The organism is Vibrio sp. ABH4_348 (assembly GCF_056159765.1).
In genome coordinates, this window is record NZ_JBSWVW010000001.1 from 1,876,012 (window position 1) to 1,900,019 (window position 24,008).

A 24,008-nucleotide genomic window follows, 5' to 3' on the forward strand; every position below is an offset into this window, starting at 1 on the left:
CAGCCAAAAAAGGATAGTTAAATGTCTTTAGTTCGTCTTATCTACGTCAGTATTAAAACCGACCAATGCAGTGATGCTGAGTTAGAAAATATTCTTTCCATTGCCAGAGAAAACAACAGTAAGTTGGGTATTACTGGTCTCTTAATGTTTAATAAGAGCTTTTTTGTGCAGTGTTTAGAGGGATCTGGTTCAGAAGTAAATCGTCTCTATAACCACATAATTGCCGATCCTAGGCACGAGAATGTCCAAATTCTTGAGCTCAAAGAAATAGCGCAACGCGAATTTTACGATTGGTCTATGGGATATGTACCCAATATCAGCGTGACTGAGAATATCATTTATAAATACTCAGCAGCCAAGGAACTCAACCCCTACACCATGTCGGCCGAAAGTGTCTATCGACTGCTACTCGACCTCAAACGTACCGTGCCAACCGTCTAATTGATATACCCAATTAACCCGTCTGGCCTGTGGGCTGCTCAAATCGAGTTTGAATATAAAGAATCGATAAAATGAGTAGCCCCACATAGGTAGGCCAACCAAGTAGCGCAGTAAAAAAAACCACTTCACTTTCTAGCCGAACCGGATAGAACACCCAAAAAAGACCTTTACATAAATATCCCACAACCCAAATCACTGACACAAGGTACCAATGCTTCATACTGGGAACGCCTTGCTTTTGCCGACTGGTTTTTAGAGAGGGAGACGACGCTTCCGCCGCAATCATAGGTATTGGTTTACCAATCAAAGTAAAACAAAGAAACACCAAACTGGTGCCCAATGCAGACAAAGTCGATTTCAACACCAATGCCGACACTAATGAGTCAGTTGAAACCAAAGCAACAATGATGATTTCAATGATACCGATCGCGCAGAAAGCGAGAGGAATCAAACCTCGCTCTCTGTCGGTAATACTGATAAACACACCATATATTGCAGTCACCACCACAGCGACCGCCAATCCAAACAGTTTAAAGGTAGCAAGATAAAGACCGGTAGGTAGCCACATAGTGAGCAAAGAATGCTTGTTCGCAATCAGACCAAATAGTGTTTTTATCAACATAACTTGCTCCCTAAAATCTAATGCAAAAATTAATATACCTTGGTTTGATTAGGGAAAATATATGGCGTCAGCCCAATTTGGAGCGAAAAGCAGCATTCACATCAATCTATTCATCTAACTATTCGTCAGGTATTGCATGAGCTCAACCGGTGCCCCATTTTCTTCGATGAAAGCCACAATCAAGCCTTCACTTGGTGAGTTGGGTTCAATAATTATCTTTTTTCCAAGAATAGCTTGCTGTAAATCATCTACTTCAAATGCCACATGCGGGACTGTTTTCACTAACTCTGGATACGGAGCATCTTTCCAGTATCTCTGCCACTGAATCCCATAAGGATTATTTTGATGATCAGATACGGTCATCTTTAGATGTGGCAGATCGATTTCACCTTCAAACCGCTCTGTTGTGGGTATACCAAGATGGTTGAATTTCATGTATTACCTGCTTTGTTATCAGCTATTCAGTTGCTTAACTTAAGCTAGCGTACGCTTTGCTGTTAGATTGCATACATCATCGTGATATCGAACTACCTTATCATTTGAGAAATCTGTACCTAGTGTTTTTACTAATTTAACGACACTATACCTCTGCGACGCTTGTACATATGACTGTGCCCAAGCTTCGTAGTTGTTATTCATGCAATCTAATGGGCTCTTAATCTTGATGGTTTTGTGTTTAATACGATAAGGCTTTGGGGTAAGCCGAGCTCTATAACACTGCTGTTTTCGCGAAATAGCGATATACAACCAATCCACACCTAATTTTCTCATTAAATTGGAATAACTCGTTTGTGAAGGGTCGATATAGGTCTTTCCAATGACGCGAATGCCTTTCATCGTTTCATAAACTCTGAAGTCCTTCCCTAATTCCGGAAATTTTTTAATGTTCTGCTCAAACTTGGCAACGATCTGCTCTTTAGGGGGCAGTTTACTGATGGAACGAAACCTATCCCAAAAACCCAGAACGCATGAGTCTAAATCCAAAATGGTGTATTCAGTGGTATTCAGAACGTTGGCACCATATCGGCATACGGTAACTACATTCTTGTTATTGATTTCTTCTTTTACGTGCTCCCGAATAGCAACTTGATACGAGTCTTTCGACTCTCCTTTAGCGATTCTGGATTCGATTTCTCGAGATTGTTGCTGTGCTTGGCGAGATGCATCTTCAACTGATAGGTTTGAACCAGCAAGAACAGAGATATTTTCTGATTTTTCGCCAATTTGAATGGTGAAATTATCTTTAACCCAAAATTTGAAGTACTTCATTCTACTTAACTATCCTTTTATATACCCACGTATCTCTAAATACTAAATAATGTGTTCATGTATTAATAACACAACATAACCGTGAAAAATTTCAGTATATTTCACAAATACAATCTGAAAAATAAATCCCGCTACACACTAATTATATTGGCATTGAATTTTAATGATATTTAACGGCTAGTGACACAATACACATTAATGTCAAACTTTAATGCAACTGGCATATTTATCAGTTACTTAAAATAGAAATTATTTGTCTTAAATTTCATCTAGATTTGTTGACAATATAAACTCTCCTTCTTTAGCATGAGTTACGGAATAACGTCCCGTCCACTATGGTCATTGGAGAAAAATATGTACCTCGACCCTATTAAAGAAATTGTTGTTGATATCCTTTATTTAGATGACGCTTCAGAGCTTAAAGATAATCAGCCACTTCACGAACATGGTTTCAGCTCGATTGACTACATTGATTTTTGTTTTGAAGTAAAAAGTAATATTAGCGACAAAGTGGAAATGGAAAACCTGTGGCCTTTTAACCATATGACCAATGCGCCTGAGTATTACGATGGAAACCAGTGGACAGACAAAGGATGGGGAAAAATTCGTACTATTTTAGATCTCGACGAAAACCATGAGCAACTTCCTCCGAATGAACTGGTTAAATATTTCACTCCGCAAGTTATTTCAAATCGAATAGAGCAGATCGTAAAAGGCCAAGAATAATGCCAACGCTATCGATTACAGGCCTTGGATTGTTATTGGACGAGATTCGAGTCAATAACGTTCGTAATGTCATAGCTGAAAACCGGACAAAAACGAGTGAAACACACGCCTCTGACAAAGAAGCGAAGCAACGGCAAAAACAAGTCGCAACTCAGCTTGCACGAGAAGATCGCACTCTTTTAAATAGTTCAACCGTCCAGTGTTTACTTTCAGCGATAGATTGCTTCAATCAAGCCGAGTCTGAAAATGAGCTTCCTCTTGAATCAAGGCAGAATTTTGGGGTGTTCACCAGCACCGAACGTGACGCCGAATTCCCAATCGAACTGTGGAACTTCATCCAAGCTCGACGCAGCGAAGGAGCAGTTACCGTTGAATCTATCGTCGAAAACCTCGGGCAGTTAACCAGCAAAACTCACCCACTAGGTTTGTTTCGCAAACTCCCCACCAATTCGCTTTATCATATTTCAAAGCTCTTTCAGTGCCGAGGTGGTGGCTACCCTATCAATCGCATGTCTCTAAGTGGTTTGAGTATGTTGGAAGAAGCCTTCTACAAGATCCGTAGCAGGCAACTTTCAGGTGCAATTTTGAGTGCTTACGGCAATATGAAAAGCACGGACAACCAAATTGCATTTCGCAAAATGGGTTTGGTGTCTGAACAAGATGACCAGCCGGGTATTGTTCCTGCCAACGGCGCTGCCTCTATATTGGTGGAACAAACTGAACAAGCGCTCGCAAGAGGCGCTAAACCTCTCGCTCATATACAGCGAGTCTGCACCACTTTTCACAGTGAAATGTATGCCAGCGAACGAGATTGGTTGCGCTTCTACGACCGTTACTTCTCCGATTTATCTGGGAAGGCGCCGATTGTGATTCTGTACGATAATGGCGCGCTGGATTCCGGCGATCACGAACGTTCGGCGATCAACAAATTCTTTGGCTCATCACAAGTGCATGGCTATAAGAAGTTCACCGGCTATACCGGCCAACCCAATAACTTGATTGACCTTGTCTTCGCAATTTCCGACCCAGCCATACCCTCAGGACAGCCGATTGTATTGAACGGTGTTGGTATCTCTACCGGAATGGGTGCCCTCCTGTTTGAAAAAACTCAACACACAAATACCGATATGTTTAAGGTTAGCGATAATGAGTGAGAACTATGATCCCATCGTAATCAGCGCGTTTGGAGCTGTGACGCCATTAGGCTCTAGTTACCAAGAGATTGAACAGTCTTTGCGAATGGGGCTTTCCGGTATTCGAGAAATCAAGAAATACAACACCGATACCTTCAAAAGTAAATTTGCTGGCCTACCTTCCATTGGCAACGAAAAGGTTCGTTGGCCTCACAAGGGTGCGCCAGTTGTAACTGACATTCTCTATGCTCAGCATGCCATCGAAAATTTGCTATCGCACTCTGGTTACGGTCTAGATAGCTACGATCCAGACCGAATCGGGTGTTTTTTAGGTGTGGATGAGCCAGTTGTCGATCCGGTCCAGAAAGCCAAGTGCGTAATGGACGAAGACTATATTCACAACGGCCAAAAAGAAGATCATCGCATTGCGGAACGTTATTTTAGAGTCAATGACTTTCTACGGTATAGTCCTTGTCATTCATTAAAGCTTGTACATGAAGCAACCTCATTTACTGGCCCTTCTTTTTGCCACATCGGTTTGTGCTCTGCTTCTCTACAAGCGATTGGCACAGGCTTTCAGGCAATTAGGGATGATCGAGTTGACGCTGTCGTTGTTGGCGGTATTTCTGCCAAAATCGGACCAGAGCATTACATTGGCTTAGAAGCTGCTGACGTAATTTGCACGGACTCTGCCATTGAGCCTCAACAACGTTCACGTCCATTTGACCAAAGACGCTCGGGCTACATACCAAGTGAAGGCGCTATTTTATTCACTTTAGAACGCAAATCTGCCGTTGAAAAACGCAGTGCGCAGCCGCTGTTAGAAATCTTGGGCTATGGGTCCAGTCTCAATGCATCACACATTGTTAAGCCGGATGAATCATCAATTGAGATGATTTTGACCATGCAACGAGCGATTAAAGACTCTGGACTGACCGCAGATGATATCGATGTTGTGAATGCCCACGGCACTTCAACAAAACTCAATGATCTCCAAGAATCTCAGGCTATAAACCAAGTGTTTGGTCGCCCTCTTCCTGTTACTGCAAACAAGTCTTTACATGGACATTTGATTGCAGCTGCCGGTGCAATGGAAACACTCAACACGCTAATTTCGTCTCAGGAAGGGTTTGTACCAAAAACGATTAATCTGGTTCAGCAAGATCCGGATTGTCAGGTGAATGTAGTGAAAGAAACCTTGGACATGTCGCAGCAAACGGTCTTGAAAAACTCATTTGGCATGGGCGGCTTAGCAGCCAGTATCGTATATCGCTCCTGCTGAGCGATCTGAATTTGAGTTGTTAAACCTTGATTGATCGGCAATAAAACTCACACAAGGAAGTAATCTACAGTGACTTACGAAGAGTTCCAAAATCAGCCTTGCAAAGATTATCTCGATCTTTGCTCTTGGGTAGTCAGCGAATCCCCACAAAATGAACCGCAGTCTTTTTTCTGTTGGGGTAAAACCCACCCCTTTCGTGAACAATACGGAGACGTCACAGTCGCAATCGAAGTACTGCACCAATTTGCCGTTAAAGCTGTAACAAAAGCGTCTAATAACCAAGAAAGCTCGCAACGCATGATTCCGGCAAGACTCAAAGATCTGCAAATGGAAGCTCTCCCAGACACCAAATGCTTTCGAGGCAATGTACAAAAGCTCGGTGACTTTTATACCGTGACGATTGTTGGGTTAGATAAAACCGGTCATGAGCTTGGTACGTTAGCGACCGTCAATGTCGCGGTCGTCGCTCCCAAACATTAAGTGTTTTTAAGAGCTTACTATGAACGCATTACATAACCTTTTTCGCATCACCCATCGCGAGCAACACGGGCAAACCTATGTCGTTGAAACAACGATTAACGCCAATGACGCACTATTCGACATTCATTTTCCCGAAATGCCCATTGTTCCTGGGGCCTGTTTAGTCGGATTTGCATTGGAAATGCTTAAACAATCTATAAATGTCGCCCCTTCATCCTCTCCGGTATTAAATCGCGCAGTGTTTAATCAACCTGTGTTGCCTGATCAGCAACTTCGATTGGAGATAAAAATCGGTGCGCATCGCTCGTCCAAAACCAAAGTCGATTGTCGATTTTTGTCGGAAGGAGAGCTCAAAGCGCAAGCTCTATTTGCGGTTCAACTACATGAGAAATAGCTAAACATGGAAAACAATCACGACTCCAAAAGTGTCATAGTGACAGGTGGTGTGCGCGGTATAGGACGAGAAATTTCTCTTACCTTTGCTCGTGCCGGCCATCAGGTCTTCGCGACTTACAAAAGTAATTCTGACGCTGCGGCTGCATTAGAAGCAGAATCTGAAGGCAAGGTGAAGACTTACCAAGTCGATGGCTCCAATCTTCAAGCGGTAGAGCAATTTAGAGAACAACTGTTGCAAGAGACCAAGATTGACGTGTTGATTAATAATGCTGGTATTGTCGGAGATGGCTTACTGCTCGATAACGCCTTGGCAAAAATTCAACAAACCATGTCGGTTAACTTTATGGGTGCGGTCAATTTTTCGCTGACCTTTTTGCCAGGTATGATGGCGCAACGACACGGTAACATCGTTAATATTTCGTCTAGTGCCGCGAACAAAATTATGCCGGGAAATACCGCGTACGGGTGCTCAAAAGCAGCCATTGAGCGTTTTTCTAAAGGTCTTGCTAAAGAAGCGGGACGTTTCGACATTCTAGTTAACTGCGTCGCACCCGGTTGGGTCGAAACGGATATGTTCAAGGAATATGTCGGCCAAAAACGTAAAGAACTGCTTAAATCAATCCCGACTCGAGACATTTTGAAGCCGGAAGAAGTTGCTCAGTTTGTTGCAGACATTGCACTGCGCCGAGTGAAAAACACCGGGTCTGTTTTTGCTTTGGGCAATGGCGACCAAATCGTCTAAACATCATGGATTTTGCTGACAGTACATTAGACGTTACGCGACCAACCGTTCGCTATGAACCATGGCTGCCTCGCTACGCAAAGCGGGTTGGTATTGACTCGATGCCAGGGAAAAGCAAGATAGAACTGGGTGAGCTAACGCTCGCTCATATCCGAACCTTTCCCTTTGACATGCTCGACTACTTCTTAGGTGCAGTACCGACTATTAATGTCACTAAAATCTGCGAAAAATTTTTAGTGGAGTCTCGCGGCGGGGGCTGCTCTCAACACAATACTTTGTTCGCTGAAGTACTGCGCCAGTATGGTTTCGAATGTCATTTTGGATTAGCGAGTGTTCCAAAAGAAGATGGAACCTTTGGCCCGAGATCGCACATGATTTTATTTGTCCATTGGAACAACACAGATTGGTTGTGCGATGTTGGTTACGGGTTGTATGGGCCAGTGTATCCAATATCTTTAGACACCAGAAAGAGTCAACCACAGGGCTGCCACGAGTTCAGAGTTGTGAAGCTTAACCAGCAAGATTTTGCGCTGGAAACGCAAACACGTGGGTTTTGGCGCAGGCTCTATGTATTTGATAAACTAACCTACTCACTCGAGCATTTCGAGCCGATCAACTACCAAAATACGCTCTCTGAAGATTCTACATTTACCAAAAACTTGGTCGTGAGTATGCCCACACTGACTGGTGGACACATGATTCGCAACAAGCAGTTTGTCTCGATTGGGCAAGGGTTTTACCAAAAAGAAAAAATCACCTCGCTCGACCAATTAGTGGCCCTATTGCAACGCAAATTTAGTATTGATGTGAAAGCCCAAGCATTTTTGACGTCACCGTTTAGCAGCTAATTACGGTTTGGGTTTAGGTTTAGCCTTCGCCTTTCAACACATTTCTCAGCTTAATCGCGAAGATGATTCCTGACAAAGTAACCGTAATTCCATTGGCCGCAATAATTGGAATGGAACCTAAAACAATCCCGTACGCTAACCAGCACATAGTGCCAACAAAAAACATGCTGTACATGGACAACGAGATACTTTTGGTATCCTTTACGCGAATCGTATGAAGGACCTGTGGTAAAAAGCTCAACGTCGTTAATACCGCAGCCACATAGCCTATGTATTCCATTCAACAATCTCCAAGCAGACTCATACACAAAATGGGAATGCACAAGTCTACTATGAAAAAACACATAAGTTAATGAAATAAAAGCAATATATTCTTAAATCAATATTAAGATTTTATGCAATTGTTTCGGCGATTACGTTTTTAGATTTAGATAATAAAACGTCCTTTGAGAACCGTTACCGCCTGACCTTTCAGTTTGCTTTGATTTCCGGGGATTAAATCGATAGTCAGATAACCACCACGTTGCGAGGCTTGATAAGCTTTGAGGGAAGTTTTGTCTAACCGTTTAGACCAATGCACTGCCAAGGCACAATGTGCCGAGCCAGTAACCGGGTCTTCATTCACCCCCACCCAAGGGGCAAAATAGCGCGAAACCATATCCACGTTGAGCTGGTTTGATTGTGCCGTTACAACCACACCCCGCCCCGGTTTGGCGGCTAAGCTATCGAAGTTAGGTTCCAGTTCGAGCACCTCTTTTTCAGTTGCGACTTCTAACAAGATTTTTTCGTCAAACTGCGCTGCGTAACAAATTTGCTCGCGAGTTAAACCTAGCCCACACAGTAAATGCTGATCGACATCTTGCTGAGTAATGAGCTCGGGATTGGGAAAAACTAACTCAATATCTTCACCGATGACTTTGGCTTCTAACCGCCCAGATAAGGTATTGAAACAAATAGATTGTCCCAGTTTAACTTCTTTTCTCTCAAGCAAGATATGCACAACGGACAACGTCCCATGCCCACACAACTTCACTTCCACATCTGGGGTAAACCAACGCAAGTTCATATCAGAGCGACAAAGAAATGCGGTTTCTGATAATGCCATTTCTTTTGCTATGGCACGCATGACGTCTTCGGATAGCGGTGAGTCGGTAATACATACCCCCGCAGGGTTACCTTTAAAAGGCTCGGAGGTAAAAGCATCTACCTGATAAATATCCAGTTCCAACCTTTTCTCCTTGAGTACTGCGTTACACTAGTCAAGTAGTCTAACATCGCTTTACTCTAATTTGAGTTTCAATGCGACAACGTTAAGCTAGTCTCATATATAACTAAGACAAAAGTCAGTAATCGCATTTAACTGACGCAAACGATTAACAAATTTGGTATATACACATTTTTGATCGGCACTTTTGGAAAGTTAATAATGGATGGCACTGAGATGACAAAGGCGTGTTTGCTGCCTAAGCGCTTTATCACGGCAATAATATTCTTGGTTTTGTTATCCCTATCCACCAGCAGCATTGCCAAAGAGACCTTAGTCATTACAAGAGGAGAAGGTAGCTGGCCTCCTTATGAGGTTCAACAAAATGGTGGGCTCACCGGTTTTCACATTGAGTTAATTAAAGCGGTTTCCAATACCAGTGGCATAGACGTTATTTTTGTTACCCTGCCGTGGCAACGCGCCGTTAAAACGGTTCAAGTAGGCAGAGCCGATGCTGTTACTTACATTGCCAAGAACGCTGAGCGCGAGAAGACCATTCATTTCTCAGAACACAATATATTATCTGGTACCGACCACCTGCTGATAAAAAATGCTGAGCGATTTGATCTAGAATTTAAAGGCAATATCCAAGATCTCGATAACCTTTCTGTGGTACACATTGCAGGCTATACCTTTGGGGACAATTTCGACAACAACTTACTTATCGAAAAGAATGGGGTCGAGAATGCAGCACAAGTAGTAGAACTTGTTGCCAAGAACCGCTATGACTTCGGAATTGTAAGCTTGACTGACCTAGATGGCATAGAAGATAAAACTCTGATGTCAGAAGTGGCGTTTCTAGATACACCGATCTACTCCACCACCGTCTATCTGGGTTTTACTAAAAAGCACGCCAATCAAGCGTTATTCGAAGTGTTTACCGAATCAATGCGCAAATTCAAGCTTACCCGAGAGTATGAACAGCTAAAGCGCAAATACGATCTCTAGCCGTAAGACTCATATAACTTCAAGATACGAGTTTCTGTAGGGCTAATCTCGCCCTAGAGAGCGAATATACTGCCCTGAAGTCACTTGGGTATAAATTGAATTAGAACTAATTTTTTAGCAATTTTGGCCAGTTGTTGTCTGCGCGAATTACATTTCCTGCGATATCCGCTTGCCATGTTTGCTGCACTGCTTTGTTGTAATTTAGGTACAGTTTCCCGTCGTGAATTCGCCAAGCATCAGGATCAATACTTGCTGTGTAGCCTTCTGCCACCGCCCAAGCACAGTAACCACCGTATTGAGGCGCATATTTTTCAGGTTCGGCTATAAAAGCGTTTAAGTTTTCTTGAGATGAAAAATACCATTTAGCATCATTCCAATGGTAAACATAGTCGCTGTCACCTTTAGTAGGTTTAGCATCAGTAAAATACGCTACGGGATCATAACCCTTAATCGCTTTACCAAAAAAATCACTGTAGACCGGTTCCAACGCAAAACTCGAAAACGCCACTCCCAACCACAAAAAGAAAACCATTAAAGTTTTATTCGCTACACTCATTTTGATTCCTGTATCTTGAGGTCACTTGAATATATCTAGACAGGAAGATGGCTTTGAAAATTTCACAATGAGTTCTGCACAATAAGATCTGAATCAGGTTTGCGTTTATCTAACGTGCAACGTCGTTGTCCAATCGCATAACATACTCTTCGACTTCTTCACCACGACCATTTGCGAAATCCTTGTTGCTATCGATGACGGTAAAATTGCATTTTTTCAGTACCTTCACTGACCCATGATTATCAATTACAACACGCGCATACATTGGACGTTTATCTACTGCTTGCAAAAACAGCTTAAGAGCTTCAGTGGCAACGCCTCTACCCCAAAACTCTTTGCCAATCCAATACGTCACTTCTAACTCACCATCTTGTGGGTAACACATGACATTGCCTGCAATTTCTCCATCCACGATAACGGCCTTTTTGACGATCTGATCATCACCCAAAATATGCTGCCATCGCTTATCAAATTGAGATTTATCACTTGGGTCATCACTAACAAACGCCGCCAATCGATTGGCTTCTGGATCCAGTTGTTGCTCAAAGAAAACACTAAGGTCTGAGTTTTTAATAGTACGAAGAGATACTGTCATAGACTTTCTACTTTTGATGAGGACAAACGTTAATAAAATTCTGCGTTACCGATATTTTTGACTTGATAGTCAAGGTATTGAGTTACCGCAGTATAGAGATTCTGGAGATTAATCTCTGACGAATAATGTATCGATTACAAAAATTCATTAACAGTTTCATGTGAAAACTTGAGAGCAATACCCAAATAACTCGGCCGCGCAATATCACTGATATTGAACGACCGAGAATGTGTTTAACGAAAGATTAGCGGTGAGCTTTTACTATGATGTCGCTTTGTATTCCTATCGAACCATTAACCAAGCACCGGGCGATGTTACATCGACACGAACGTCTGATTCGACGGCTTTATCCATCAACACTGAGACGGGCTCTAGAAACAACTCATAAGTAGAGTGATGAATTGGTAGTGTTCTTGAAGGTTTAATGGCGTCAATGGCTACCATAGTATCATTGGCATCCATCGCTATTTTGCCAAGAGGCCCAGTAACCCCAACACCACCAATATGCGGAATAAACAAATCAACTTTGCCGAATGGTTTAAGCGCCTTGAGAACGTCATCTGTTACAAACGAATCCCCTGTCCAATATACTGTTCTCGAATATTCTCCTTTTTCAAACTCTAACCAATAGCCATTTCCATCCCCCAAGAGAGGTAATAAATCTGGGTTTTCTGTGTGGAATGCGGGCAACGCCGTCAGCGTTACTTTGTAGCCATTCTCTTGATAGCTCCACGTTTCGCTCCAATCGACTAAGTGCTGCTTCTGGAACCCCAAATTGTTCAATAATTCTTGGTCAGCTCTCGGCGCTACAATCGGCAGTGACTTGTCTAACTCTTTTTGCGCTACTTGGTCGAAATGATCTTCATGGCTATGGCTTAACAAAATGGCATCCCAGTGCTCTGGGTTCATTTCTGGTAAAGACTGGAGGCGCTTGTGATACTTAACTTGTGGCCCAACGTTGACGTCAAAGTTCTCATTAGGGTCCGCCATTTTGTACGCCTTTTCCCCTTCTCCAAATGCTGGGTCCGTTATCAGTTGGATGTCTCCAAACTCAAATAATAGCGTTGATGCACCTAACCACTGAACATTCAAAGTATCTGCTTTCACACCACTTACCGCCGCCAGTGACAATAAACCCGCTGAAAATGTTTGTTTTAATTTAGTATTCATGATTTTTCCTCTCAATGATTTTGTCTACGAGGGCTAGAATACCGATTGGTTACTGTTAAACTAGATGGTCAAAATAAAACAAACTGTTTAGTATTTTTTGACAATATGACTCATTTAGATACGTTACGTACTTTCTGCCTATCCGCTGAACTCAGCAGTTTTTCGGCATGCGCAAGACAACTGAATGTGCCTAGAGCGACGGTAAGTAATAGGATTGCTCAACTAGAAGAATCTGTTCAAACACGTTTGTTTAAACGAAGTACACGTAAAATCGAGCTTACTTATGAAGGAAGTGCTTTCTACCAAGCGAGTCAAAAAGCACTCGAGTTATTGGATAGTTCAATCGATGAAATTCAAAATAAACGAGCGTTACAAGGGCATATTCGAATATCTGTGCCAGCTTTGATGCCCGACAATTCCTTGACCCTTTGGTTACAAGAGTTTGCTAGCCTACATCCTGATGTCAGCATGGAAATTCTTGCCTCAGATGACGTTAATAATTTCATCCACGATAATATTGATATTGCCATCCGAGGAAACGTTGTTGAGTCGCAAGATTTAGTCAGTCGCCCGTGGAGAACAATACCTATGTTATTTGTATCCTCTAACAAGGTTAACAAACAGCCCAGTATTCAAACCCAACCAATATTGGACCCTCTTAATCTATTACCAAAACCTAAGAGACAGCCGAACCTTTTCTCACGTGATATGTTGACCACTCTTCAACTTTGTTTGTCAGGAAATGACATTGCGTTGTTACCTAAGCCACTCGTTCAACCTTATATCGAAGACGAAAAGTTAGCCATTATTCCTACAGAAGCTGAAGATGAACTCAATCTCAATATGTTTTTGGTTTTCGAAGCATGGCCACTGCTGTCACCTGCAACACGAGCGTTAATTCAATTTTTGCAAGACGCTATTGGGTGTATTCCAACAAGTACACCAGATTAAGAGTGACAGACTCTTGAAAGTCAGCTCAACTCTATTTTTCGTCCATCTGGGTCGACGGTGACATAAATGGTTGAGCCATCATATTGATAGGTACTTTGAATACCGACTTTCTGAGTGACAGATTCAATATCCGCTATTGAAAAACCAAGACGGTTGTTGTCTTGCGGTGCTTGCCCTTGATTAGGATACAGCTCTAACACCATTCCATTAAACTCGCTAGAATAATGTCTTGGCCCTTCACCGTGTTTTTCTTCTATAAAGTCTAAGCCTAAGTCAGTGTAAAACTGTTTGCTGACCTCGATATTCTGACAACGTAGAACAAGTAATGAGAGTTTCATTTTTTCTCCATCGAATACCTAACATTAAGTTTTTACTACTAAAAATTGATAATTTAAATCAGAGATTAAAATAGCTAAAAACCCTTTTTTAAAAGGTTTCTCACTCTAGCTTTGACTGAAGCAGGTTCTGTTAAAAGTGCTTGTTTTAATAATTCGAGAACTTCAATTTGTAATTCAGGATTCCGAACAGAAAGTTCATATAAGCCGTTATAACACCATGCTTTAACCAACTTATTAGTATCCGACATTCCATCTCGTAAAAATGGTTCAATGATCTGGCGTAATTCGGGAGAAATATCAAATCTAGACAATATTTGTAGTATATGTAGCTTTGTTTCCCAGTCTTGAGAATGTGGTAACTGAGTTAACAAAGTATTCCCTTGTTGATTGGTAAGTTGACCACCATTTTCAATATGATGTTTGATTAACCAGGAACTGCCTGCACTTAATGCTTCATCCATACATAAGATGAGTAAATCAGAGACAAAGCTAGGTTCAGTACTGTAATTTTCGTAAATTTTTGAGATGTCCGCAACCGATTTACCATCCCATTGGCCAAGGTCATGGCGTAGTTCTTTCATTCAAACAAGACTCGTGTTTATTCTGATTGGGAGTTCAAACCCATGTTTCAACCGTTATATCTGGCCAGCGTTTTTGGTAACTCTTGACCATATTGCAATAGTTTTCCTTGCTCATGACTTGACGATTTGGCTTAACCTTTTTATCAAATGCATCTTCCAATCCATAAGGAGCGTAAATCTCGATTTGTTGATTTTCATTGAGTCGGAAACCAATAGCAAATGCCGAAAGCCAAGAGTCGATTCCTTGCTCTACTCGTGAATATGGGGAAATCTCTCGACCAAATTTCTTGGGGAACCACTCATGTACTGTTGCTTGATTGACAACATCAATTGGGATTGGGTGTGTCACCAACCTTTGTATTTGTCCCCTAAAGGACTCTTCACTTTTTATAGTATCTTTATCAAAGTAAACAATATCAATGTCTTTGATATTATTCAGAGCAGGTTCTCCTGTCAGTGTATTCCAAATCAACTGTGTGACTGAACCACCAGCGATGAAATAGTTGGGGAGGCCAACTTCGTTACAGGCAATAGCAGTTTCTATTAACTCTGGAGTGCGTTTTACTAATTTCTTTAGTTCTATTTCCACGATAAACCCATAATGTATTTTAAATCAATACAACACATCACTATAAATCTTCATCGAATTTATAAGCAATGTCATCCACGTAGCATACTTGAGTTAAAATTGCTCGTTTATACACAAATACCCCGAGTTTAGAATTAGTTAATCGCCTAACACCCAAAGAGCTCCGTAGTAGAGTTGTCAAACTAGCAGCAGAAGTTGTGGCTCATTATTCTGATTGTTCACCATGTATCTAATCTAATCCTTGAATCAAAGTAGTAGGAAATGCATACGAAATTCTTCAAGATACCTTTCCAATTAAAATGCCAAACTAAGCCGCAGCCTACCTAAAAAATGGTATTCAACCAAGATAAAATACTTACCACATAACAATCACTTATAGGAAATTACTCATTAAACCCAAATTAGTTAGAAATTTAACCATTGACCATGGTTAGAAATCTAACTACATTATTTGCCATTGAGTATTCAATCTAACTGACTGATTAAACTAAACACGTTTTTTGGGAGAACATTATGACTTTTCTTACCCGTTTTTTTGCTGTAGTTGGCTTGGCGTCTTTACTTCTTTTTTCATACGGCATGTTTTTAGATATCCAAGCCATGGATGAAACGGAAGGTGGCTATGAAGCACCATTTGTTGGCGTAACTGGTGAAACTCTTGATTGGCACAATATGGATATTACTAAGACTGGAGTGGTACAGCGCGGGCATGTAGTGAACTTTATCGTCAATGCCACTACAGGCATGATTTCACTAGAAATATTAGGATTAGAATTTGAAGCACGCCCTCTATCTGAAAGAGCGATTGTGGTCCACAAGCCAAGAGAAGCCTTTATCGAGCTCGGTTTTGATCCGCAGTTCTAATAAGAAGATGTATTTAAGTAGCACTCCAATTTCCTCATTAAGGGGAAGTTGGAACTACTGAAAATTAAGTATTACCATTTAGAATGCTTGGAAAGTAACACCTAATCTGAGTCACATTCAGCCTGTGCAAGAGTACTTATATAATACCCTCCAAGAAACATCATCAGCACAATAGAAACAAAGAACACAATCCAAAAATTCATCCAACCCATGAAATAGAGAACATTTAAGAGAAGAACTGGTAGTACAGTCCCTGCCAGTTTAAGTGCAAACTTGTTCTTATAAAGTAATGATTTACTTACAGTGTTAATTATAAAATTTATCAAAAGTAAACAAAAAGCCACTCCAGACACACCAGGTGTGAACCAATCACCTCCAATTATAGAGTTTGAAATATAGTTTTCAGAACTCAAATACATCATTACTGGACTAATTAATGGAATGATATTCTCTTTCTGAATGTACCACGACCAGTGACCTTTTTTGCTCTCACCTGATGTGATTGAATAAATAAATACAGGCAATAGTAGAAAAGCGGCAACTAACCCTAAAGCAATAATCAACGCGTAGACCACTTTTCATCCTTGATTGTCATATTCAAATTAATAGCCATTTGTTAATACGGGTTGTTAAGCGAAAGACTTTCGAACCGATTAAAACATAACAATACAAAACAAATACATTTCTATTTATTGAGCAAGAGTTATGTCGCAAAAAAACGCCACCTGAAATTAGGTGGCGTCTTGTTTGTTCGGCTTAACAGCAAAGCTTTATACTATCGGACGTTGACCACGATTAATCAGTTTCATCAACACATTATCAGCAGCGTCACCAGCAACACCTGCTAACTTATCGGTGATTTTCTTCTTCTCAACGTAACGAATAGACAGCACGGTTTTCTCTTTACACGCTTCTACGACTAAATCATCTGAGGTTTTGATTTCGTCAACAAGACCTAGCTCTTTCGCTTGGGTACCAAACCAATGTTCACCTGTCGCGACTTTACTGAGATCTAAATCAGGACGATGCTCGGCAACAAACGTCTTGAACAAGGTATGCGTTTCTTCCAGTTCTTCTTTGAACTTTTCACGTGCCTTATCGGTATTTTCACCAAACATGGTTAACGTACGTTTGTATTCACCTGCCGTTAACTGCTCAAATTCAATATCATTTTTCTTGAGTAGTTTATTGAAGTTAGGAAGCTGAGCAATCACACCAATTGACCCTACGATTGCAAACGGTGCTGAGACAATTTTGTCAGCAATACAGGCCATCATGTAACCACCGCTCGCGGCTACCTTATCAACGGAGATCGTTAGTGGCAGTCCAGCGGCTTTAATGCGGTCAAGTTGTGAAGACGCCAATCCGTAACCATGAACCATGCCGCCACCAGATTCCAAACGCAGCAGAACTTCATCACCTTCTTTCGCAACCGCCAAAACGGCCGTAACTTCTTCACGAAGTGATGCCACTTCTTTTGCATCAATACTGCCATTAAAGTCCAGCACAAATACGTGAGGTTCACGCTTATCATCAAGTTCGCCTGATTTTGCCGCTTTTTTGGTTTCTTTTTCTGTGGCTTTACGTTTTTCTTTTTCGCTTTTTTTCTCTGCCTTATCACGGGCTTTGAGGAAAGATTCATCGTGTAGATGACTTTCAAGATGGTGAACTGTGTCTTTGTGTTGTTCGGTTAAATCGGTAATTTCTAACTGGCCTTTTGCACCACCAGCCCCTTTACCACTTAAGCCTTTAACAATGACTAGCACCGCAATTATTGCGATCACAAAAGTCACAATCTTGGCCAAAAACAGGCCGTATTCCCATAAAAATTCCAATGTCTTATCCCCTGACGTTTGAATTGGTGTATTGTAACCATCTTGTCACGAAGAATTAAAGCATTACAAAGGATACTAGGGTGGATTATTCTGTTTCATCTGATGCCTTGAAAGATAAGGTTATTTTGGTCACAGGTGCCGGTGATGGCATTGGTAAGCAAGCAGCACTTAGCTACGCAGAGCACGGAGCCACCGTTGTTCTTTTGGGACGAACCGTTTCCAAGCTAGAAGCGGTCTACGACGAGATCGAATCTGCTGGATACCCTCAACCAGCCATCATTCCACTCGACATGAAAGGTGCAACCAAGCAGAACTATATCGATATGGTAGAAACCATTGAAGATCAATTTGGTCGTTTGGATGGCGTACTACACAACGCCAGTATTCTTGGTGTGATCAGTCCCTTTGATCAAATTGAAGAAGACGTTTATGACGATGTCATGCAAGTCAACGTCAAAGCCCAGTTTTTACTGACTCAAGCGGTACTACCATTGTTGAAAAAATCCGACGATGCCCGTTTAGTCTTTACCTCTTCCGGTGTTGGTAACAAAGGCCGCGCTTTCTGGGGCGCTTACTCTATGTCTAAGTTTGCCACTGAAGGTATGATGGAAATCCTTGCCGATGAGCTCAGCGACACCAATGTCAAAGTCAATGCGATTAACCCCGGTGGTACTCGCACTTCGATGCGCGCTTCTGCTTTCCCTGCCGAAAATGCGGATCTTTTGAAAACACCGAAAGATATCATTCCCTTATACCTGTATTTGATGGCACCAGAAGGAATTGATGTGAACGGCCAGTGTATCAACGCCCAGCCTAAATAATTACTCGCGATTATTTTTTCATATTTTAATTCAACGCCTTGCTAACACAGCAAGGCGTTTTTTATGGTGATTTGTTTTTCCCTCTTGCAGCTCGATAGGTTTTAAATATACTGTATATATATACAGGATATTTGTTATGTATGAACTGATAGAGCACTTAAAAAACAAGCAATGGCTATGGCAAGGATCCCAATGCGAAGCAAAAGGATCCTCTTCCAGTACTGGATATCACGAGCTGGATGAACACCTTACTGGCGGTTTTCCCGAATTCGGTGTGGTTGAGATACATTCTCCTATTGGCATTGGAGAACTGCGCTTACTGCTGCCCCATATTCAGCATAATCAAGGCGAGCGCCTTATGGTGTTTATCCAACCGCCGGGACAAGTTTGCGCGGAGTTTTTAGTCCACCACAAACTCAACCCAAGACTCACCTTAATCCTTCATCCTGAAAATGAGCAGCAAGCACTATGGGCCGCTGAGCAATGCTTAAAAAGTGGCGCATGTAGTCACGTACTATTGTGGAATTCTGAATTGGAGATTCACCAGGCCCGACGTTTACAAGTAGCCAGTGAGACTGGGCAAGCACTGCACTTTGTATTTGCTAGCCAGAGCCAATCACTGTTTTCTCTGCCAGTTAGTCTGAGCTTGTCGTTACAACCTCATCAGTTCGGTTTGCAGGCACAGATTCGCAAACGCAAAGGCGGCTGGAAACGAGGTCAATTCACCATAGACATGCGTTCACTCTGGCCAAGCTTATGCCTAGAGCCTAAAACCATTGAGCCTGATCTTGAGCTTGACCACTCCACGCCTATTCACGCCGGGTTTAGCAATGTGGTGTCTTTCCCCATGAGAAAGCAGGGCTAGCGTATGGCGCTGTGGTTGTATCTTCACTTTCCTTATTTACAGCTTGATACTTACTTTCGAGCTGAGCCCAAGTGTGGTTCTCAAGATCAACTCGATACAACCAGTACAGATCCACAAGTACATACGCAGTCAGAAGATACCGCTAAAGAACACCCGCTTGTGATTATTGATGGCAAAGCGCATCAAGTTAAGCAAATGAATAGCCCAGCTCAACAGCAAGGAATTCAACTTGGTATGGGGCTAGGCAGCGCCTCCGCTTTATGTACTGAACTACAAGTGCATGCCTACGATGAACAACATGAATTACACGCACTACAAGAAATCGCCCAATGGCTGTATTTGGTCACGTCTGATATTTGCCTTGAGCCACCCAATGGCTTGATTTTAAAAGTTTCAGATATGCTAACCCTATACGGAGGGTTGGCCGATTACTGGCAGACTTTGCAAGCTCATCTTGCTCACCGCGAAGTGCGTTATCACTTCTCGACTGGATTTTCCCCTTACTGCGCCATGTTACTTGCCAAGTCAGGGCGCGATGTTTTATGTGAAGATAAAGACCAGCTCAAAACATGGCTAGGCAATTACCCGATTCAAGCAACCGAACTAAGCAAAAAACACCAAGATGCCTTAACCCGTGTAGGGATTAATACGTTAAATGAGCTGCTCGCACTGCCGATGCAAGATATCGCAAGGCGCTTTGATATTGACCTAGTGAACTATATTGGTCGGTTAATGGGGCAATTTAAACATCCACTGATATTTTCACGCCCCCCAGAGCAGTTCCAAAGCCATTTGCCTCTATTGTATGAACTCGATAACGTGCAATGGCTGGAAAAGCCGTTATCTAAGTTACTGAAAAAAGCCGAGGCCTTTCTCACTCTGCGTAACCAAGTCGCCTATGAATTTACGTTAACTCTGCATTTACGTGAGCAAGATGATGGCGTCGTCTTCACTTCTGCCAGTGGTGACTATTTGGCCCAGCGCTGGATGACGTTATGCCAACTCACTATGGAATCACTCACCCTCAAAGCAGCCGTACAAAGCTTGACCTTAACTCTAACTCGCAGTGGTCCTTTAGAGTCCACCAGCCTAGATATGTTTTCAGGTCGACAAGGACAACAAACACCACTCGAGTTAATTGGTTTACTGCAAGCTAAAATGGGCACAGAACGAGTCAGCCAAACTTTAATGGCAAACGACCCCAGACCTGAACTCGGGTCAATTGCCGCCAATCCTGCTATTGAGCTTCAGCAATCCCCCCACTCTTGCACGCTATCCACTCGACTGCGCCCAAGCATGTTGCTCAATGAGCCACAACCATTGCAGCACAAGGTGTCGATTATTCGAGGGCCAGAACGCATCAGCACCGGCTGGTGGGATGGTAAAGACATGACTCGTGACTACTATATTGCCCGCGCACAAAATGGCGAATGGTTATGGATCTTTCGCAATCAAGCTAAAAAGTGGTTCCTGCATGGCCAGTTCTGCTAAGCCTGCGGTGACGGTGTGATCGCCATGAGCTATGCCGAGCTGTTTTGCCAAAGTAATTTCTCATTTCTCACCGGCGCGTCTCACGCCGAGGAGTTAATAACTCAAGCCAACTTTCTTCGTTATGATGCACTCGCCATCACAGATGAGTGCTCTGTTGCGGGCGTAGTGCGTGCTTACACAGCGAAAAAATCGCAAAAGCTCAATACCAAGCTGATTGTCGGCAGCATGATGCACCTCAATAGCGAGTGCCAATTGGTGTTGCTGTGCCCCACTCGTCAAGCCTATGGCGAACTGTGTCGCGTCATCACCAATGCAAGAAGACGCGCCGATAAAGGTGAGTACAAAGTCTCAGAGTGGGATATTTGGTCACTAAAACACTGTTTGGTCATTTGGTTGCCCAGCTATCAAAAATCCGACCAACACTGGGGAGCATGGCTGACAAAAAATCACCACGGTCGACTCTGGATTGGTGTTCAACGACACTTACAAGCGAACGACCAAGATTTTCTAGATCATTGTAAGCTTTTAGCACGAGAACTGACCTTACCTATTACCGCTTGTGGTGGGGTGTTAATGCACACCGCGACTCGCCAACCTTTGCAACATGTACTGACTGCCATTAATCAGGGCAAGCCTGTTCATCAACTTGGTCATCATCTACTTAATAATACCGAGCGCACGTTGCGCAGTTTACCCAAGCTGAACAAAGTATTTCCTCAAAAATGGTTAGAAGAAAGCGTTCATATCGCGAACTTGTGTGAGTTTTGCTTGAGTAAGCTGCAATACGAATACCCCAGCGAATTGATTCCTAATGGAGAAACACCAAATAGTTACTTGCGTAAGCTGGTCGAAATTGGCAAAAAGCGCCGCTTCCCTACAGGTGTGCCTAGTACTATCAATGACACCATAGAAAAAGAGCTGGCATTGATTGAAGAGCTCAATTATCCCTTCTTCTTTTTAACCATCCACGACATCGTGATGTTTGCCAAGCAGCAAGGTATTTTGTATCAAGGTCGCGGCTCCGCTGCCAATTCTGTGGTGTGTTATTGCTTAGAGATCACCGCAGTCGATCCAAGACAAATCTCTGTATTGTTTGAACGTTTCATTAGCAAAGAGCGCGATGAGCCGCCCGATATCGACGTCGATTTTGAACACGAACGGCGTGAAGAAGTTATCCAATACATTTACCAAAAATACGGTCGAGAGCGTGCCGCACTGGCCGCTACTGTCATCAGCTACCGTTTTAAAAGTGCGGTACGCGATGTAGGTAAAGCGTTAGGCATAGAAGAAACTCAGCTCGATTACTTCATTAAAAATGTTAATCGACGCGATCGCTCTCTTGGTTGGCAAGCTCAAATTGTAGAATTGGGGCTGCAACCTAATTCGCTCAAAGGACAGCAATTTATTGACTTAGTTAACGAGATTCTGGGCTTTCCTCGTCACTTGTCTCAACACGTCGGTGGTTTTGTTATTTCTTCTGGTCCGCTTTACGAGCTTGTGCCCGTTGAGAATGCCACCATGCCTGATAGAACCGTGATTCAGTGGGACAAAGACGATCTAGAAAGTCTTGGATTATTGAAGGTAGATGTCTTAGCACTGGGAATGCTGACCGCCATTCGCAAATGTTTTTCGCTAGTCAAACAGTGGCATCAGCGAGAGCTATCCATTGCTCAAATCACGCGAATGCAAGATGACCCAAACGTCTACGCCATGCTACAAAATGCCGATACAGTGGGAGTGTTTCAAATTGAATCACGAGCACAAATGAGCATGTTACCGCGGCTAAAACCGGCTTGTTATTACGATCTGGTGATTCAGATTGCCATTGTGCGCCCCGGTCCGATTCAAGGCGATATGGTGCACCCCTTTCTTAAACGGCGTAATGGCATAGAACCTGTCAGTTATCCCTCTGAAGAAGTGAAAGATGTCTTGTCTCGCACCATGGGCGTCCCTATTTTTCAAGAACAAGTGATTAAACTCGCCATGGTCGCAGCAGGTTTTACAGGTGGTGAAGCCGACCAATTACGCCGCGCAATGGCCGCATGGAAAAAAAATGGCGACCTAGCCAAGTTTCGTCACAAACTCATTGATGGCATGACCCAGCGCGGCTACCCAGAAAGTTTTGCCAAACAGCTATTTGATCAAATTTGTGGTTTTGGTGAATACGGTTTTCCTGAAAGTCATTCAGCATCATTTGCTGTTCTGGCCTATTGTTCCGCATGGCTGAAGTACTATTATCCCGAAGCGTTTTATACGTCCTTGCTTAATAGCTTACCCATGGGCTTTTACAGTCCCTCTCAGTTATTGCAAGATGCACAGCGCCACGGTTTGTGTATCCTCCCCGTCTGCGTTAATCAGTCTCAGTACGATCACATCATCGTAAGTCACAGTAATAAGCTGGCTGTTCAGCTTGGGCTTCGCATTGTCAAAGGGCTTTCTAAAGACGGAATTAAGCACTTGCTGCATGCCAGACCAAAAGCGGGCTTCTCCAACACTCAATCACTCAAACATATCGGTTTAAATCGCAAGGATTTGGAAGCGCTCGCTTCGGCTAATGCGATGCGTACTTTGAGCCATAACCGCTTTCAAACAAGATGGCAGATGATGGATAACCTAGATGATTTGCCTTTATTTCAGCAACACGAGCAAGATTCAACCGCAACCCAATCACTCAATGAACCGCTACCTTCATCCAGTCATACGTCGGTGATTACTCAGCCTTCCAACATACAAGACATGTTGGAAGATTATACTTCCACCGGGGTATCACTGGGGCATCACCCTATTGGCCTATTAGATAAAGCGGGCCGATTAGGACGATTTACCCGCCATCAAGATTTGCATACTGTGCCCCATCAGTCTCTTATTACCGTGATTGGCGTTGTCACCGGAAAACAATCACCGGGTACCGCTGCAGGCGTAACGTTTTTTACTTTAGAGGACGACACTGGGAATATTAACGTGGTGGTATGGGGGGCAACAGCACGGGCGCAAAAAAAAGCGTATCTGACCGCCAAGGTGCTAAAAGTAAAAGGAATCTTGGAACGCGAAGGAAAAGTCACACATGTAATTGCAGGCAAAATGATTGACCTCACTCATGAGCTAGAAGGCTTAAAAACAGACTCGAGGGAATTTCATTAGTAGGCTGAAATTAGAGGATTAGTCCGACATTGCGCTTTCGATTTAGTTTAGAAAGAGCTA

General features: G+C 42.7%; 28 protein-coding genes. 15 read left to right on the forward strand and 13 right to left on the reverse strand.

The features are described from left to right. Positions 1 to 21 precede the first annotated feature (21 nt). Entirely contained in the window at positions 22 to 441 is a 420-nt protein-coding gene (locus ACXAFJ_RS08555; RefSeq protein ID WP_475322782.1) for a BLUF domain-containing protein, read from the forward strand. 13 nt (positions 442 to 454) lie between these two features. On the opposite strand, the gene ACXAFJ_RS08560 is transcribed toward ACXAFJ_RS08555, so the two are convergent. The 3 genes from ACXAFJ_RS08560 to ACXAFJ_RS08570 all read right to left on the reverse strand — a co-directional run bounded on the left by ACXAFJ_RS08560 (position 455) and on the right by ACXAFJ_RS08570 (position 2,332). After that, entirely contained in the window at positions 455 to 1,063 is a 609-nt protein-coding gene (locus ACXAFJ_RS08560; protein ID WP_475322784.1) for a hypothetical protein, read from the reverse strand. A gap of 114 nt (positions 1,064 to 1,177) precedes the next feature. Next, a complete protein-coding gene (locus tag ACXAFJ_RS08565) occupies positions 1,178 to 1,498 on the reverse strand; it encodes a VOC family protein (RefSeq protein ID WP_475322785.1) in 321 nt (106 codons plus the stop codon). A 39-nt stretch (positions 1,499 to 1,537) separates the two neighbouring features. Beyond that, positions 1,538 to 2,332, reverse strand: coding sequence for a hypothetical protein (locus ACXAFJ_RS08570; protein WP_475322786.1), 795 nt, complete (start codon positions 2,330 to 2,332; stop codon positions 1,538 to 1,540). A gap of 354 nt (positions 2,333 to 2,686) precedes the next feature. Here ACXAFJ_RS08570 and ACXAFJ_RS08575 point away from each other — a divergent pair, with 354 nt between their 5' ends. The 7 genes from ACXAFJ_RS08575 to ACXAFJ_RS08605 all read left to right on the forward strand — a co-directional run bounded on the left by ACXAFJ_RS08575 (position 2,687) and on the right by ACXAFJ_RS08605 (position 7,939). After that, complete coding sequence (locus ACXAFJ_RS08575) at positions 2,687 to 3,058, forward strand: hypothetical protein (protein ID WP_475322788.1); 372 nt, start codon at positions 2,687 to 2,689, stop codon at positions 3,056 to 3,058. Further along, on the forward strand, positions 3,058 to 4,212 hold the full coding sequence (locus tag ACXAFJ_RS08580) for a beta-ketoacyl-[acyl-carrier-protein] synthase family protein (RefSeq protein WP_475322789.1): 1,155 nt from the start codon (positions 3,058 to 3,060) through the stop codon (positions 4,210 to 4,212). The genes ACXAFJ_RS08575 and ACXAFJ_RS08580 overlap by 1 nt, the downstream gene beginning before the upstream one ends. Continuing rightward, the gene (locus ACXAFJ_RS08585) at positions 4,205 to 5,473 is read left to right on the forward strand and encodes a beta-ketoacyl-[acyl-carrier-protein] synthase family protein (protein ID WP_475322790.1); all 1,269 of its coding nucleotides are present in this window, start codon (positions 4,205 to 4,207) and stop codon (positions 5,471 to 5,473) included. Before ACXAFJ_RS08580 ends, ACXAFJ_RS08585 begins: the two co-directional genes overlap by 8 nt. 69 nt (positions 5,474 to 5,542) lie before the next feature. Further along, the gene (locus tag ACXAFJ_RS08590) at positions 5,543 to 5,953 is read left to right on the forward strand and encodes a hypothetical protein (protein WP_475322791.1); all 411 of its coding nucleotides are present in this window, start codon (positions 5,543 to 5,545) and stop codon (positions 5,951 to 5,953) included. 19 nt (positions 5,954 to 5,972) lie between these two features. Beyond that, positions 5,973 to 6,347: an ApeI family dehydratase gene (locus ACXAFJ_RS08595; protein ID WP_475322793.1), complete on the forward strand. Its 375-nt coding sequence runs from the start codon at positions 5,973 to 5,975 to the stop codon at positions 6,345 to 6,347. 6 nt (positions 6,348 to 6,353) lie between these two features. Beyond that, the gene (locus ACXAFJ_RS08600) at positions 6,354 to 7,091 is read left to right on the forward strand and encodes an SDR family oxidoreductase (RefSeq protein ID WP_475322794.1); all 738 of its coding nucleotides are present in this window, start codon (positions 6,354 to 6,356) and stop codon (positions 7,089 to 7,091) included. A 5-nt stretch (positions 7,092 to 7,096) separates the two neighbouring features. Then, a complete protein-coding gene (locus ACXAFJ_RS08605; protein ID WP_475322795.1) occupies positions 7,097 to 7,939 on the forward strand; it encodes an arylamine N-acetyltransferase family protein in 843 nt (280 codons plus the stop codon). Positions 7,940 to 7,958: 19 nt separating this feature from the next. On the opposite strand, the gene ACXAFJ_RS08610 is transcribed toward ACXAFJ_RS08605, so the two are convergent. Further along, a complete protein-coding gene (locus ACXAFJ_RS08610; protein ID WP_475322797.1) occupies positions 7,959 to 8,219 on the reverse strand; it encodes a SemiSWEET transporter in 261 nt (86 codons plus the stop codon). Between the two features lie 147 nt (positions 8,220 to 8,366). Continuing rightward, a complete protein-coding gene (locus ACXAFJ_RS08615) occupies positions 8,367 to 9,167 on the reverse strand; it encodes a PhzF family phenazine biosynthesis protein (protein ID WP_475322798.1) in 801 nt (266 codons plus the stop codon). A gap of 198 nt (positions 9,168 to 9,365) precedes the next feature. On the opposite strand from ACXAFJ_RS08615, the gene ACXAFJ_RS08620 reads away from it, so the two are divergent. Next, on the forward strand, positions 9,366 to 10,151 hold the full coding sequence (locus ACXAFJ_RS08620) for a substrate-binding periplasmic protein (RefSeq protein WP_475322799.1): 786 nt from the start codon (positions 9,366 to 9,368) through the stop codon (positions 10,149 to 10,151). Between the two features lie 106 nt (positions 10,152 to 10,257). Here the strand turns inward: ACXAFJ_RS08620 and ACXAFJ_RS08625 are convergent, their stop codons facing one another. From ACXAFJ_RS08625 to ACXAFJ_RS08635, 3 genes are all read right to left on the reverse strand, one after another. Next, the gene (locus tag ACXAFJ_RS08625; RefSeq protein ID WP_475322800.1) at positions 10,258 to 10,707 is read right to left on the reverse strand and encodes a YHS domain-containing (seleno)protein; all 450 of its coding nucleotides are present in this window, start codon (positions 10,705 to 10,707) and stop codon (positions 10,258 to 10,260) included. Between the two features lie 109 nt (positions 10,708 to 10,816). Then, positions 10,817 to 11,302, reverse strand: coding sequence for a GNAT family N-acetyltransferase (locus ACXAFJ_RS08630; RefSeq protein ID WP_475322802.1), 486 nt, complete (start codon positions 11,300 to 11,302; stop codon positions 10,817 to 10,819). 282 nt (positions 11,303 to 11,584) lie between these two features. Then, positions 11,585 to 12,472 carry an MBL fold metallo-hydrolase gene (locus tag ACXAFJ_RS08635; RefSeq protein WP_475322803.1) on the reverse strand — a complete coding sequence of 296 codons (888 nt, stop codon included), beginning with the start codon at positions 12,470 to 12,472 and terminating at the stop codon, positions 11,585 to 11,587. 105 nt (positions 12,473 to 12,577) lie between these two features. On the opposite strand from ACXAFJ_RS08635, the gene ACXAFJ_RS08640 reads away from it, so the two are divergent. Further along, on the forward strand, positions 12,578 to 13,423 hold the full coding sequence (locus ACXAFJ_RS08640; RefSeq protein ID WP_475322805.1) for a LysR family transcriptional regulator: 846 nt from the start codon (positions 12,578 to 12,580) through the stop codon (positions 13,421 to 13,423). 20 nt (positions 13,424 to 13,443) lie between these two features. Here ACXAFJ_RS08640 and ACXAFJ_RS08645 read toward each other — a convergent pair whose 3' ends face one another. The 3 genes from ACXAFJ_RS08645 to ACXAFJ_RS08655 all read right to left on the reverse strand — a co-directional run bounded on the left by ACXAFJ_RS08645 (position 13,444) and on the right by ACXAFJ_RS08655 (position 14,931). Next, positions 13,444 to 13,761 (reverse strand): VOC family protein, encoded by a 318-nt coding sequence (locus tag ACXAFJ_RS08645; protein ID WP_475322806.1) that lies wholly within the window; start codon positions 13,759 to 13,761, stop codon positions 13,444 to 13,446. A 74-nt stretch (positions 13,762 to 13,835) separates the two neighbouring features. After that, entirely contained in the window at positions 13,836 to 14,342 is a 507-nt protein-coding gene (locus ACXAFJ_RS08650; protein WP_475322807.1) for a HEAT repeat domain-containing protein, read from the reverse strand. Positions 14,343 to 14,376: 34 nt separating this feature from the next. Beyond that, entirely contained in the window at positions 14,377 to 14,931 is a 555-nt protein-coding gene (locus ACXAFJ_RS08655; protein WP_475322809.1) for a nucleotidyltransferase family protein, read from the reverse strand. Positions 14,932 to 15,444: 513 nt separating this feature from the next. On the opposite strand from ACXAFJ_RS08655, the gene ACXAFJ_RS08660 reads away from it, so the two are divergent. Next, entirely contained in the window at positions 15,445 to 15,795 is a 351-nt protein-coding gene (locus tag ACXAFJ_RS08660) for a hypothetical protein (protein ID WP_475322810.1), read from the forward strand. 101 nt (positions 15,796 to 15,896) lie between these two features. Here ACXAFJ_RS08660 and ACXAFJ_RS08665 read toward each other — a convergent pair whose 3' ends face one another. After that, on the reverse strand, positions 15,897 to 16,370 hold the full coding sequence (locus tag ACXAFJ_RS08665) for a hypothetical protein (RefSeq protein ID WP_475322811.1): 474 nt from the start codon (positions 16,368 to 16,370) through the stop codon (positions 15,897 to 15,899). Positions 16,371 to 16,565: 195 nt separating this feature from the next. Further along, positions 16,566 to 17,630: a protease SohB gene (sohB, locus tag ACXAFJ_RS08670; RefSeq protein WP_475322813.1), complete on the reverse strand. Its 1,065-nt coding sequence runs from the start codon at positions 17,628 to 17,630 to the stop codon at positions 16,566 to 16,568. Positions 17,631 to 17,710: 80 nt separating this feature from the next. Between sohB and ACXAFJ_RS08675 the strand changes: the two genes are divergently transcribed. The 4 genes from ACXAFJ_RS08675 (at position 17,711) to ACXAFJ_RS08690 (ending at position 23,948) form a co-directional block, all read left to right on the forward strand. Further along, positions 17,711 to 18,451, forward strand: a complete 741-nt coding sequence (locus ACXAFJ_RS08675; RefSeq protein ID WP_475322814.1) for a YciK family oxidoreductase — start codon at positions 17,711 to 17,713, stop codon at positions 18,449 to 18,451. A 136-nt stretch (positions 18,452 to 18,587) separates the two neighbouring features. Next, entirely contained in the window at positions 18,588 to 19,316 is a 729-nt protein-coding gene (imuA, locus tag ACXAFJ_RS08680; protein ID WP_475322815.1) for a translesion DNA synthesis-associated protein ImuA, read from the forward strand. A gap of 3 nt (positions 19,317 to 19,319) precedes the next feature. Then, positions 19,320 to 20,807, forward strand: a complete 1,488-nt coding sequence (locus ACXAFJ_RS08685) for a Y-family DNA polymerase (RefSeq protein WP_475322817.1) — start codon at positions 19,320 to 19,322, stop codon at positions 20,805 to 20,807. A 24-nt stretch (positions 20,808 to 20,831) separates the two neighbouring features. Continuing rightward, positions 20,832 to 23,948 (forward strand): error-prone DNA polymerase, encoded by a 3,117-nt coding sequence (locus tag ACXAFJ_RS08690; RefSeq protein ID WP_475322818.1) that lies wholly within the window; start codon positions 20,832 to 20,834, stop codon positions 23,946 to 23,948. The last annotated feature ends 60 nt before the right edge of the window (positions 23,949 to 24,008 follow it).